Raw genomic sequence first — 13,678 nt, forward strand, 5'->3', positions numbered from 1 at the left:
CGCAGAATTGCTGATGAATGACTGATGAAGGGTTACAATAAGTGGTAGTTACTGTATTTTATCACCTCTCATTTTTATTTTATCGGCTAGGATATTGCCATGCTCGAATCAACCCTAAAACAGTATTTTGGTTTTGACTCCCTCCGACAGGGACAAAAAGAAGTTATCGAGCATGTTCTCAATAATCAATCAGCCGCCGCCATCTTTCCGACGGGCTCAGGAAAGTCTCTTTGTTATCAACTTCCGGCACTTTTACTTCCCCATTTAACGCTGGTTATCTCCCCTTTGCTGGCATTAATGAAGGACCAGATTAACTTTCTCCATAGCAAAGGCATTGCAGCAGCATCTATCGATTCAACTCAAGATCGTGATGAAATCCATACGATTATGGAAAAAGTCAAAGCGGGTGACATAAAAGTTCTGATGATTTCCGTTGAGCGTCTGAAAAATGAGCGCTTTAGACACTTTATTGGCGAGATACCCATTTCATTATTGGTTGTCGATGAAGCACACTGCATCTCTGAATGGGGACATAATTTTAGACCTGATTACCTTAAACTTCCTCTTTATCGTAAACAGTTAAAGATCCCTCAAGTTCTTCTTTTAACCGCTACAGCAACGCCTGCGGTTATTAACGATATGAGAGAAAAGTTTGCGATACCAGAGCAGAATATTACTGTAACGGGATTTTATCGCGCTAATCTTGATCTAAATATTATTCCTTGTGAAGAAGATCAAAAGCCAGATCAACTAAGAAGCTTAATGCTTGAACAACCAGAGCTTCCCACCATTGTCTATGTCACTTTACAACACACAACTGAGGTCGTTAGTCGTTTACTGCAACATTCAGGTATCAGTGCGCTTCCCTATCACGCAGGATTGAAATCAGAAGTCAGGGAGCAGATCCAAAATGATTTTATGAACGGAAAAGTAAACTGTATTGTTGCGACCATTGCATTTGGAATGGGAATTGATAAATCAGATATTCGTCGAGTTATCCATTTTGACTTACCAAAATCAATAGAAAACTATTCTCAAGAAATTGGTCGTGCTGGGCGTGATGGTTTACCGTCTCAATGTTCTCTCCTTGCCAATAAATTTGGTCTCAATGTGTTAGAGAATTTTGTCTATGGTGACACGCCCGATAAACCCTCGATAAAGTATGTTATTGAACAAATTTATCAACAAAATCACGATTGGGAACTGATTCTTCTTCGTCTATCTCGAGAAGCTAACATCAAGCAATTGCCATTAAAAACACTATTAGTTTACCTTGAACTGCAACATATCATTAAAACAAAATACAGCTATTTTGCCGAATATCGCTTTAAACTCAACCAGACTGAACAGCAGATCATCAATAAGTTTCATGGTGAGCGCGCTGCTTTTGTCCAATCTATTTTTGATTGTTCAAGTCGAGCAAAAGTTTGGCACAATCTTGATTTCATTCAACTCTGGCAACAACACCAAGCAGATAGAGCACGAGTGATTACTGCATTAGATTATTTTCACCAACAAGGTTGGATTGAGCTAGAGAGTAAACAGATGACCGATGTTTACCAAGTCTTAGATAAAAGTGTTGAGACTCAAGAGTTAGTCACGCGATTGTCTCAACTATTTCAACAGAAAGAGAACAATGAAATTAACCGAACTCAAGATATGTTGAACTTTTTTGCCAGTAAATCCTGTTTAAGCCATTCATTGGCTGGCTATTTTGCCGATAATCAAGCTCCTGTTGCTTGTGGCCACTGTTCTGTTTGTCGAGGCAACGTTGCTAAATTACCAGAACCTCAACTTGATCCCATTGTGCTCACGGATGTTGAAGCTTGGGTGATTCCTTTTGTTGAAGCGTGTAAAGAGAGCAATAATCAGCAGGCATTAACTCATAAAACGATTACTCGCTTCTTATGCGGATTAACGACACCGTTAATTTCTAAAGTTAAGGGGACTAAAATGGCAGGGTTTGGTCAATTCGAACAATATCCATTTGCTACGGTATTTACTCTGGTCAGTCAGATTGTTACCGATATTGAACCCGCCGGATTGAAGTCATAAAGAGAATAGTAAATGACGATATACCTAAAATAATTAGCGTTGCGAGGTTGGTAGAGAGTAAGCGAGGTTAAGATGAGTATAGGTGTACTATATGATTGGAGCGAATGAGCGACGCCAACAACCTAGCAACTTCAAGTAATAAGGGTATAGAAACCTAGCAGTTTCAAGTATGGCGATGTATAAAAATGGTGGTCAATGAAGCAAGAAACTTCACTGCACCACCATCATGGTAAACCTTTTTAGTTTACAACTTTTTATCTTTTATGGTTGTTGACGAGTCGCCGCTATCACCATTTCACGAATACAGACACCTTGTGGCTGGTTGTAAGCAAAAACAACCGAGCGAGCGATATCATCAGCAACAAGAACGCCATTCATGCTCTCTTTCCATGCTTCGTAACCCGCTTTGATATCATCTGAAGTCGTATGAGAAAGTAGTTCAGTTTCAACTGCACCAGGAGCAATCGTGGTCACACGAACATTTGAATCTGCGACTTCTTCACGAACATTTTCAGAAATTGCATGAACAGCAAACTTAGTACCACAATAAGCGGCATGGTTACCAAAGGTCTTACGCCCAGCAACAGAGCTGATATTAACGACTGTGCCGCTGTTACGCGCTTTCATTGGCGCAAGAACGGTTTGCATGCCATTTAAAAGGCCGATAACATTCACATCAAACATGGTTTGCCATTCAGATGCTTCTTGAGTATCGACTTGACCTAATAGCATCATACCCGCATTGTTAACGAGACAATCAACAGGGCCATATTGTGCTTCTGCTTTTGCAATTGCAGCTTCAAATGTCGCTTTATCTGTCACATCTACTTTTTCACAAAGCGTATTGGGTAAATTTAACGCTTCTAATTTTTCAACACGACGAGCAAGAAGAAGAAGCGGGTGACCATCAGCACTAAATAGCTTTGCAATTGCTTCACCGATACCAGAACTTGCGCCTGTAATAACAATTAACTTTTTCATATTTTTCTCACTTGTCGAAATGGATTATAAAAACAAAAGATGATTTACCTAAGAAGCAACGGAACTACATTCAAATATCAATAGTCGCCTGAGTGCCTCTTCAATAACGCTATATTAACTGCTAACTCATTGTTGATATATAGCGTCATATTCACAACATTGTTTACAAATATATACAAATAAAATAGGATGAAATTCTCCTCATACTTTTTTAACAACAAAGGAAAGGTATCAATGAAACATAACGTCACCCTTAACGATATTTCACTGTTTATTACTATAGTTGAGGAAGGGAGTTTTACCAAAGCAGCAGCCATTCTTAATTGTTCTCGCTCCTTGTTATCTAAACAATTAAATCAGTTAGAGGCTAATTTAGGGGTAAGCTTACTGTCACGAACGACTCGAGCTCAACGCTTAACCAGCGCTGGAAAAGAGTTTTATACTCAATGTAAAGGCTCGCTACAAACGATTGATCACGCAATACTTAATACCATTAATAGTGGTAATGCCATGCAAGGATCAATTAATATTAATAGTGTGGGTGGCTATATTGGTGAAGAGATCATCACTACATTGGTCAATGATTTTCTAGCTGTTTATCCTAATATTTCAATCAATCTAGACTTTAGTAGCCAACGTGTCGATCTCATTCATGATGATTTTGATCTGGTGTTTAGAATGGGGAAATTAGAAGACTCAAGTCTTATTGCTCGTAAGTTGACTAATTTAACGATTGATACTTTAGCCTCACCCCAATATCTCAAGCAGCATGGGCGTCCAAGCCACCCCAAAGAGTTAACCTTACATCAATGTATTACTGGTTCCGTACAGCACTGGACGTTTCATCATCAAGATAATAATGAAGAAGTTGATATCCCCATCTCAGGTACTTTCCGCTGTAAAAGTGGCCGAGCAATGCTAAATAGTGCCAAACAGCATCGCGGGATTGTCCGTTTACCCACAATTTATTGTCCACACGAGCTAAAAGAACAGCAGTTAATATCTGTATTTGAGAAGTGGCAGATCCCAGCCACCCCTTTTTATCTGGTCTATCAACGAGACCCTTATCAGCCTGAGCGCCTTAAGTTATTTATTCAATTTATTATCGATAACTTTGCTCGCTATGAGTGAGTTAACCAAATAAAAAAGGCCAGATTCAATGGATGCGTTATCACATTAAATCTAACCTTTTATTTATACTTTTTTACTTATTTACTTATTTATTGATTGAGAATAGCGACCTTAAATATCCCCTTCTTACTTGAACTTGTTAGGAATATGATTACTGATCTTTAATAAATCCACCCGTTTGGTGCTGCCAAAGTTGCGCATAAATGCCGTTATTCTTTAACAGCTCTTCATGAGTCCCTTGCTCAACAATTTGTCCTTGATCTAACACAATCAAGCGATCTAAGGCAGCTATAGTAGAAAGACGATGAGCAATGGCTATGACCGTTTTATTTTCCATTAATTCATCTAAGCTTTCTTGAATCGCGGCTTCCACCTCAGAATCGAGTGCAGATGTTGCTTCATCTAAGATCAACACTGGCGCATTTTTCAGTAACACTCGAGAAATTGCAATACGCTGACGTTGACCACCAGAAAGCTTAACCCCACGTTCACCGACTTGAGCATCATAACCTGTATTACCGTGAGGATCGGAAAGATCGGCAATAAATTCATCCGCATGAGCTTGTTTCGTTGCCGTAAAGAGCTCTTCATCCGTCGCATCTGGATGACTATATTTGATGTTTTCACCGATAGATCGATGAAGCAGAGAGGTATCTTGAGTCACCATACCTATCTTGCTACGTAGCGAATCTTGATTAACACCACTGATTGATTGACCATCAATGGTAATATCGCCACCTTCAATATCATGGAAGCGCAGTAACAGGTTCACTAATGTCGATTTACCCGCCCCAGAACGACCAACAATGCCCACTTTCTCACCCGCTTTAAGCTTAAGGTTTAAATTAGAGATGACCCCTTTATTCTTATCACCATAATGGAAGTCGACATTTTTAAACTCAATTTCACCTTTATCTACGTTTAGATTAGGCGCTTGAGGCTTATCTTGGATCACAATAGGCTTAGAGATGGTACTCATTCCATCCATCACAGTACCGATATTTTCAAACAGGCTACTGACTTCCCACATGATCCATTTAGACATCCCATTAATACGTAGTGCTAAGCTAACTGCTACCGCAATCGACCCAATAGTGATCGCCTCTTCAGACCAAAGATAGATAGATATCGCAGCAATACTAAAGACTAAAAGGTAGTTTGCAATTTCGACACAAATATTAAATGCGGTGACTAAGCGCATTTGCGCATTCACGGTGCCTAAAAAGCCTTTCATCCCTCTCTCGGCATAATCACTTTCACGACTAGAATGAGAAAAAAGCTTAACCGTCGCAATATTGGTATAGCTATCAACAATACGCCCCGTCATTAATGAACGGGCATCGGCTTGTTTCGCTGCAACATTTTTTAGTTTAGGTACAAAGTAGAGCTGAATAACCACATAAGCAGCAAGCCAGACTAGCATTGGCAACATTAAGCGATAGTCAGCATCCGCTAAAATCACCAACATACTGGTGAAGTAAACACCCACATAGACAAAGACATCCAAGGTTTTCATCACCGCTTCACGTACCGCTAATGCAGTCTGCATCACTTTAGTGGCAATACGTCCAGCAAAATCGTCTTGATAGAAGTGTAAGCTCTGCTTCAAAAGATAGCGATGAGCTAACCAACGGATCGACATTGGATAATTGCCCAGCAAAGACTGATGAACCACCAGCGAATGAAGCGCAATCAATAACGGCATCACAACCAATAAAATAATGGAGATATAAATGAGCTTGGTTGAGTTGTCAGCAATAAAGGTCTCTGGTGAACTGTTACTTAACCAATCAACCAGTTGTCCCATAAAGCCAAATAATGAAACCTCAATAATTGCAATAATGGTACTTAAAAGAGCCATGACCATCAACATTTTACCAAACCCACGGGTGTAATAGAGGCAGAATGCAACTAAAGTATTTGGCGGTTGGGTTGGTTCTTCCTTGGGAAACGCCTTGGTAAGGCTTTCAAAAAACTTAAACACATCATCTCCTATTGAGGGTTTGTTTTGGGTGAGATTATAACGATTAAAATCGTATAATACTCAATTAAATTGAAATAATAGGTAAACGAATAAAGACAATAACCTAACAATTTCAAATATGAAGGGGGCGATAAATAGATTTATTGTTTAGATAAGAACGTGATCGCACTCCATCTATGTTTCCCTTCGATGGAGTACGTAAAGACAATAGATACCTAAAATAATTGGCGTTGCGAGTAGGCGGCAAGAGAGTAAGGTCCCATGAGTATCGCTGTACTATATGATTGGGGTGAACAAATGCAGCCAACAACCTAGCAACTTCAAGTATGAAAGGTATATTAATGCTGCGTGTTTTCCGTTGCCTTTTGTAGATTATCATCAGGTTTAGTACTTCGCTCTTCAACAGACGATTGATCACGCTGAACGTGATCATCTTCTGCTGTTGGCGCTACATGTGGCTTAAGCGTCGACGCTTCTGGCAAGTCGATTCCCGCCTGCTGTAACTGATAACGTAAACTTTTATTTTCATGTTGTAAGGTATCAATTTGCTGTCCAGTCAAGATTAGCTTCTGTTTATTGTTATCCAACTGTTGATTCAATTGATGAACATCTGATGCTAACTCTCCATTTTTCTCAGTTAGCGCATGAATAATGATACCCGCTTGATCCGTTAAACGTTGATCTCGATGATCACCGACACCGGTTGCCGTTGAAATTTGATAAAGCGATGTTTCAAGTTTCAATAAATAATTTTCCAATTGATCATCAGACAAATTCGCCAATTCCCTCACCTGTTTAGTCATCACATCTGCACGCTGTAGAGCAAAGTTGACTAATCGAGCTTTATTCTCAATTTCAATGTAGTCACGAGGATGAGTTTCTACAAAACTTTCTGCTTGTGATAATAATGTTCCTGCTTTAGCTGAAACAATCGGTGTATCTTTATTATAACGTCGACTTTTTTGCTTATTGTATTGACTAATTGCTGTTCCTAAATAGTTTGCAGTGACCGCTTTAACCTCAAGATTATGTTGTTGTTGTTCGAGATTTTTAATTCGTTGAGGGTCAATTTCTTTCGTTTTGGTTACCGCGACATAATCAACCACTTTTTTTAGCGCTAACTCAACATTTCTCGCTTCTGTTGGATAGTAATGAGCTGCATTCGTACTATAGAGATATTGACGGTTATCAAAGGCAACACTTAACACAGATTTGACTCTGGCCTTCGTTATCTTGGCTTGCTGGAAAGCGATATCGTAGTTATTTAATGCCTCTTCAACTTGCTCACCATACGTTTTACTCGAGAAGAAACCCGAATCATTGATTTTATTTGGTTCTAGCTCAAACTCAGAATAAGCATCAAGCGCATCATTTACAGCAGACGTCATCGCCTTATAATTTTTATTGGCATACCACGCTAAATCACTTTCGCTATAGCTATCCGTCACACTATTTAATCGCGTCTGTAATGAATCAAAACGACTTAATTCTAAATTTGTTTGTGGCTGAGCAGACTGATTTGCTGATTCATTTGAAGCACAACCGCTCAAAAGACCAATAAAAATCAGTGTTATTATATATTTATTCTTCATCACTAATCCCTTTTAGTCTGATGTCATCATATTGATCAAAAATGACTGATAACTCAATTTTATCAATACTGAATAATTTATATTATAAATGCTTTTGACCATAAACATAAACTAATTGTGCGGTATATGGAGAATATATTGGTGTAAAAACCTCAATAAAAATCATAAACAAACAAAAATGATTATAGTTTCAGAGGATTACTTTTAAATTGGCCGGATAGACTCAAAGTAATTGGCGTTGCTAGTAGGCGGCAAGTGAGTAAGGCTCCATGAGTATAGGTGTACTCTATGATTGGGGCGAATGAGAGTAGCCAACAACCCAGCAACTTCAAGTAAGACGAGTATAATATGATTTTTAGAATCACTCTTGAATAATAATAGATCTCCTCTAAGTTTAAATAATAGTATTTAGAGAGAAGAACGAAAATGAAAAAATTATTAGTCACGAGTTTAGTGCTATTAAGCTCCACCGCTTTAGCCAAATTAAGTAATGACCAACACACTGCGACTTTAGATATCAATGCCAATATTGATGGAGCCTATTCAATTCAATCGTCAAGTGATGCTGTCTCTTTAGGACTAACATCAGGAACCGAAGTTAATACTGCGAGCTCCTCCGATTCCACATTAACCTTTTCAAGTACCGTTGCTTCAAATTTAATCATTTCGTTATCAAGTAGTAATCGCGGATTACAAAGCGGACAAACAACCGTCTCTTACTCTGTCTCCATGACACCAGAAAATGACGATAAATGGGGCGCTTTTACAGCACTGCCTTCAGCTCAACCATGCATATTTAATAAAATAGGTTCTGGCAGCGGGGATTGTCAGGCATTACGTATTATGCACACCAGCAATCAACAACAACCAGCTGAAAATGCAGAAATTAATCTGTCTTTTGTAACAAACTTAGAAAAAAAACAATTATTACAGCAAAAAGACCCTTATAACGATACCTTAACCATTACGATTGCAGAACAGAATTAATTTTCACATTATTAATGATATTTAAATCAATTTTATAGGGGGCTATTTTGATCAGATGCCTATTTTTATTCTTTTCACTGTTGTGCTCTTTTTCGATCAATGCGTTTCAAGTTGAAATCGAAGATCCCATCTACTCTTCAGTTAATGATAAGCAGATGGCGGTTTCTATTATTAATAGTGGTGATGAAACCATTGCATTACAGGTAAAAGTGTTTGAACGTACATTTAACCAAGCTGGCGTTGAAGATTATTCAAAGCCTTACCCTCTGGTAACTGCATTCCCACAAAATATCATCGTTAGTCCAAATAGCACAGAGTTGGTCACCTTAGTTTGGAATAGCAATAAAATGCCCAAAACAGAGGTTCCACTTCGAGTCGTCGCAAAACAAGTTCCGATTCAATTTAACAGTGGTGATGCACCCGCTCTTAATGTGATGTTTGCAATGGTAAAGTCAATTTATATCCGCCCAGAAAATGCAAAAGCAAATATCAAATTAGACAGCTTTAAATGGCAAGAAAAAAAACAGCAGTTAACATTAACAGTTGATAATAAAGGTAATAGAGGGATCATCGCTGATCGCATCATTCTCGATATTGATGGTAAAGAAGCGTTAATTAGTACCTTTACTGATGATGAAAATAGTGTCGGCTTAATGAACAGACCTAACTTATTGGCGGGTGAGGTTAGAGATATCTCCGTAAATATAGATTCCAACCAATTTAAAACCATAAATAAAATTACAATTAAAAAAGTAATTCAAGTTCAATAGGAATGCTTTATCTTCAACGGTAATTCTAAGCAGTTTATGGATATACTGAGATTCATTATCTTAACACTCTTGTTAACTTTTTCTGTAAACAGTCGAGCCATGGATAAAGCAGAAATGTATCGCTTAGCCTTTGGAATTGATATTACCACTTCGACTCAAACCATCAATAGTCAGTTGATTATTGATGGTTCCCAAGAGGAGTCACTCAATATTGAGTGGGATAGTTTTAATAAAAAAATCACACTTCCTAATGCACTACTGCCGACAATTCAACGTCATTTAACCCAAGGCTTTTCTGCCCCTGAAACTTGGATCAATGGTGATAAACTCAACCTCAATATTATGCAAGAAAGAGGCTTTAGAGTCGCATTTGATCAAGCAACATTCACGACTCGAATAACAACACCACCGGATATACGTAAACGTCTCACCCTCAATTATTTTACCGAAGAGAGTCAAGATGTAGCCTTTACCTCCAGCTCAACTTCTGGCTTTGTTAATCTCTATTCAAATAACCAACAACAAGGGAGCAACTATAGTGGCAACCAACAGATCGATGCCTCTATCAATCTAGATGAATTTATTTACCAGATCGAAAACAGCATTAATAGCAACGATAAACAAAAAGACTATCAGTTCACTGCCGCTCGAGTTATTTATCCTAACGATACATTGAATGCTCATATCATTGCTGGAGAACTGCATCCCTTAAATAGTGATTGGCAACTATCCCCGACCCCCATTGCAGCTAATTTTGATGATAAGATCCTTGGGCTTGGCATTAATAGAAGAACAACCATGGCCAATAACAAAGAAGGTAAAACATCCAACTTTTTTTATAATTTTCAACTGCCAATAACCAGTGAAATACAACTATTTGTTAATGATGAGATTACCTATCAAGCCACTTTGCCAGCGGGTCGTTATCAATTAAAAGGGGTTCCGATGGAGACGGGACTTAACTTTATTCGTGTAGATACGACAGGAAGTGATGGCAGCTTTAACCGTGTTGAAGATACCTATTATCAACGAGATGATATGCTTGAAAATAACCAATTTGAATACGATTTTAAAGTAGGTTTCCAATATGCTGATGCAACAACCGTCGATGAAGTTGAAAGTCAAGATGCCGCAATTATTGGTTCGTATCGCTATGGCATCAATGATATGTGGACATTAAATACCTATAGCCAACTCAAAGAGCGCCTTGCGGTTGTCGGTGCTATCCAGCAAGTGGGGACTAACATTGGTTATCTCACCTTTGATTTTTCAAATAGTTTTGATAACTATTTAGGCTACGGTTGGGCAACTCGGCTTGAGTTAATCAGCGATACGACATTTACGCCAATCCAAACCTTTGATTCAACTTACCTCACCTACGGGATGAGTATTGAGTATTACAATGAAAATTACCAAACTAGTTATTACTATAATGATACGGATGCAAGAGAGTCTGAACTTTTTGCCAGTAAAATTGAATCTGTTATTCAGCCCTACCTCTCTATCGGTATCACTTCAAGCAGCCAAGTCACCTTAAATACGTTGCACACGCAATATCATGACAATATCACCCCTATCTCAAATCAATATCGAGCCAATTTTCAACATCAACAAGAGAGTTGGACTTTCTCTGTTAGATATAGTTATACCGACAGCGATATTGATGAACATGTATGGGGATTACGCGTCGAATGGCAACCTTTGCAATCACCTCACTACGCTTCAAGTGAATATGACTCTGAATCAGAATACCTCCGTACCGCTTATGAATATAACGACCAAGAAGAGATATTTACACGTTATCGTGTCGAAAGTGACATTAAAGACCACGATAACCACCGAACATTACTAAGTAGAACGTATCAAGAAGGGATACAGGAGAATAAAATCCAATTGTCACATGGTGAAACAGACGGAAAAAATAACCTAACATTAGGGGGTGATTATGGGTCTGGACGTTTATTTACTGAAACAGAACTGAGTAAAACAGAAAGCCAAGACACCAGTTTAGCGTTTAACCTTGAGAGTGCCATTGTGTTTGTCGACTCTGAGTGGGGCGTAAGTCAACCAATCGAAGATAGCTTTACTCTCTTCTCTAGTTATGATGGATTTGATAATAAAATCACGTTAGATACCGGAACGCAGATTGACCACTTTGGCCCGGCAATTATTCCTGACTCACCGAGTTATCAAGCGATGGATTATCGTGCATCATCTAATGATATTGAAGTGTTATCCTCACTGTCTAATACTCAGTTTGTGGTTAAAAACCGCTATGCCGCAGGTACACATATTCAGCTCAACAAACAAAAATCGCTCTTTATTTTAGCCTCGTTGGTTGATAACGATAATCAACCGATTCAGCTCAAAGCGGGTCAATTTTTCAACCTAGATACTCCCGATAGTATACCCATCCTCTTTTTTAGTGGCGAAGATGGTACGATCAGTTTAAAGGGGCTTTATGCCGGTCAATGGCAGATTAAAATGAATAATAGTAACCTAAGTTCTCAGCCAATTAATATAAAAGAAGGCGATGATGCAATTAAGCTTCTTGGTACTATCATTCTCAAGGATGAGGAGTAAAAAATGAAAAGACTATGCATTATATTATCTCTACTTTTTTCCCCTCTCTCTTTAGCACTTTGCCTAAACCAGAGTGGCGAACCGATTTTAACCATTAAAAGCATTGAGATACTAGAAGGCATCGGTAGCAAAAAGCACTCAAAAACAATCACATTAGAAGGACGAGAATGGTATCAAGAGTACCAAGAATCTTATTCGGGTAAAGTGACCTTTAAAAAAGGCAAAGGATATTCAGATCCTGGCTTATCTTCTTGCTTCTTTCAAATTGAAATACAAAATTTAAATCAGCCCTCAAAAGCTTACCCAGACCTTAGCGATCTCGATAGTAATGCATTTCGTCTTTACACGGTACAACAAGGTAATAAACTTCCCTTTAATCGCTCTGTCGCTGTTATTTATTTAGGGGAGACTAACCGCAAACATTGTCAGTTGCAGGGCGCAAATTTAACATGCCCTTTTCACTTCAATTTAGTCATCTCACCAGTAAAGAAAGATCAAATCCCTAAAGAGCAGTATCAAGGGAAAATATATTTAAGCCTATCTCTTGCATCTAGTGTCGGTGCAGGAAAGGTTAATAGTCGTCTATCAACAGATAACCGTGCACAATTAAAGCAGCAACTGTGTTCCCAGCAACGCTTTAGCACCACTCTCTATCTATGTGATCCAAAAAATGGGGAACGCTTAACGCGCAGTCAAGTTGTCAATTATGTCAAAAGCTTAAATTTAAGCAGAGAAAGTTTAAGTCGGTTAAATAAAACTAACATCAATAGCTTCATAACCTTGATAATAAATCATCAAGATCCAAATCGTCCCTCTTTAACCATTTCAACTGAAAAAAGTCATCAATCTGGTGAAACTCGCGCTAATGTTGAACTCGGTAATTTGATCGAAGCTCAACAAAAAGAGGTCTACTTTCTGGTTAACGGTACCAATAAATTTGACTACATGACATTAGAATCAGTGGGGAAACCAAAAGGTGTTTTATATAACAGTAAACTGAAAGATCGCATCCCCTATACTATTTGCAATGAACAGTTAACAAAAAAAGCTAAATTTGATTTTAAAGCATTTAATAAAGTGAAAATCAGTAATAATAACCAAAAATATAAACACACCTTTCAACTCAATTGCTTAATCAAAACTCAACCACAAAAAAACAAGTTAGGTGGAAATAAATACAGTGATGTGATTTTAGCTACCCTTTATATTGATCCTTAAGCTACAATTAAGCTCTACTGCTTAAAATAATTCAATAAAGGAAAATTATGCCTCACTTAACGATTGTTGCCGATATTGTGGCGAAAGATGATGCTATCGAATTGGTCAAATCAGAGCTATTAAAACTCGTTGAGCCAACCTTGAAAGAAGATGGCTGTTTAGGGTATGTTTTACATCAAAATAATGAGAATCCGGCTCATTTTACTTTTTATGAAAATTGGCAATCTAAAGAACATTTAGTAACACACCTTGCTAACTCACACATTGCACAATATCAAGCAGCCACTAAGGATAAAACGCTCTCATTTACGATTAATGAATTGACTCAAATTAGCTAATTTCTTATCAAGCTTGAAGTTGCAGTAAAATACACTGCA

Annotated in this window: 10 protein-coding genes; 7 read left to right on the forward strand and 3 right to left on the reverse strand. The window is 38.1% G+C overall.

The annotated features are described in order from the left end of the window. The first annotated feature begins 99 nt into the window (after nucleotides 1–99). Nucleotides 100–2,055 carry an ATP-dependent DNA helicase RecQ gene (locus L0B53_RS16550; protein WP_235060696.1) on the forward strand — a complete coding sequence of 652 codons (1,956 nt, stop codon included), beginning with the start codon at nucleotides 100–102 and terminating at the stop codon, nucleotides 2,053–2,055. Nucleotides 2,056–2,316: 261 nt separating this feature from the next. Here L0B53_RS16550 and L0B53_RS16555 read toward each other — a convergent pair whose 3' ends face one another. Beyond that, entirely contained in the window at nucleotides 2,317–3,036 is a 720-nt protein-coding gene (locus L0B53_RS16555; protein WP_235060697.1) for an SDR family oxidoreductase, read from the reverse strand. Nucleotides 3,037–3,270: 234 nt separating this feature from the next. Between L0B53_RS16555 and L0B53_RS16560 the strand changes: the two genes are divergently transcribed. Continuing rightward, nucleotides 3,271–4,167: a LysR family transcriptional regulator gene (locus L0B53_RS16560; protein WP_235060698.1), complete on the forward strand. Its 897-nt coding sequence runs from the start codon at nucleotides 3,271–3,273 to the stop codon at nucleotides 4,165–4,167. A 151-nt stretch (nucleotides 4,168–4,318) separates the two neighbouring features. Here the strand turns inward: L0B53_RS16560 and L0B53_RS16565 are convergent, their stop codons facing one another. Beyond that, nucleotides 4,319–6,151, reverse strand: coding sequence for an ABC transporter ATP-binding protein (locus tag L0B53_RS16565; protein WP_235060699.1), 1,833 nt, complete (start codon nucleotides 6,149–6,151; stop codon nucleotides 4,319–4,321). A gap of 338 nt (nucleotides 6,152–6,489) precedes the next feature. After that, complete coding sequence (locus tag L0B53_RS16570) at nucleotides 6,490–7,743, reverse strand: hypothetical protein (RefSeq protein WP_235060700.1); 1,254 nt, start codon at nucleotides 7,741–7,743, stop codon at nucleotides 6,490–6,492. Between the two features lie 426 nt (nucleotides 7,744–8,169). Between L0B53_RS16570 and L0B53_RS16575 the strand changes: the two genes are divergently transcribed. Genes L0B53_RS16575 through L0B53_RS16595 form a run of 5 tightly spaced genes read left to right on the forward strand, consistent with a single transcriptional unit; the run spans nucleotide 8,170 to nucleotide 13,639 of the window. Further along, nucleotides 8,170–8,730 carry a hypothetical protein gene (locus L0B53_RS16575; RefSeq protein ID WP_235060701.1) on the forward strand — a complete coding sequence of 187 codons (561 nt, stop codon included), beginning with the start codon at nucleotides 8,170–8,172 and terminating at the stop codon, nucleotides 8,728–8,730. Nucleotides 8,731–8,777: 47 nt separating this feature from the next. Further along, on the forward strand, nucleotides 8,778–9,500 hold the full coding sequence (locus L0B53_RS16580; protein WP_235060702.1) for a lamin tail domain-containing protein: 723 nt from the start codon (nucleotides 8,778–8,780) through the stop codon (nucleotides 9,498–9,500). Between the two features lie 36 nt (nucleotides 9,501–9,536). Next, entirely contained in the window at nucleotides 9,537–12,083 is a 2,547-nt protein-coding gene (locus L0B53_RS16585; RefSeq protein ID WP_235060703.1) for a hypothetical protein, read from the forward strand. Nucleotides 12,084–12,086: 3 nt separating this feature from the next. Further along, entirely contained in the window at nucleotides 12,087–13,301 is a 1,215-nt protein-coding gene (locus L0B53_RS16590) for a hypothetical protein (RefSeq protein ID WP_235060704.1), read from the forward strand. 47 nt (nucleotides 13,302–13,348) lie between these two features. Next, entirely contained in the window at nucleotides 13,349–13,639 is a 291-nt protein-coding gene (locus tag L0B53_RS16595; protein ID WP_235060705.1) for a putative quinol monooxygenase, read from the forward strand. Nucleotides 13,640–13,678 lie beyond the last annotated feature (39 nt).

It is taken from the genome of Vibrio sp. SS-MA-C1-2 (assembly GCF_021513135.1).
Taxonomy (GTDB): domain Bacteria; phylum Pseudomonadota; class Gammaproteobacteria; order Enterobacterales; family Vibrionaceae.

What these genes read in the sequence shown, in the direction of transcription:
- L0B53_RS16550 (WP_235060696.1), top strand. Translation starts at nt 100, where the DNA reads ATGCTCGAATCAACCCTAAAACAGTATTTTGGTTTTGACTCCCTCCGA.
- L0B53_RS16555 (WP_235060697.1), bottom strand. Translation starts at nt 3,036, where the DNA reads ATGAAAAAGTTAATTGTTATTACAGGCGCAAGTTCTGGTATCGGTGAA.
- L0B53_RS16560 (WP_235060698.1), top strand. Translation starts at nt 3,271, where the DNA reads ATGAAACATAACGTCACCCTTAACGATATTTCACTGTTTATTACTATA.
- L0B53_RS16570 (WP_235060700.1), bottom strand. Translation starts at nt 7,743, where the DNA reads ATGAAGAATAAATATATAATAACACTGATTTTTATTGGTCTTTTGAGC.
- L0B53_RS16575 (WP_235060701.1), top strand. Translation starts at nt 8,170, where the DNA reads ATGAAAAAATTATTAGTCACGAGTTTAGTGCTATTAAGCTCCACCGCT.
- L0B53_RS16585 (WP_235060703.1), top strand. Translation starts at nt 9,537, where the DNA reads ATGGATATACTGAGATTCATTATCTTAACACTCTTGTTAACTTTTTCT.
- L0B53_RS16590 (WP_235060704.1), top strand. Translation starts at nt 12,087, where the DNA reads ATGAAAAGACTATGCATTATATTATCTCTACTTTTTTCCCCTCTCTCT.
- L0B53_RS16595 (WP_235060705.1), top strand. Translation starts at nt 13,349, where the DNA reads ATGCCTCACTTAACGATTGTTGCCGATATTGTGGCGAAAGATGATGCT.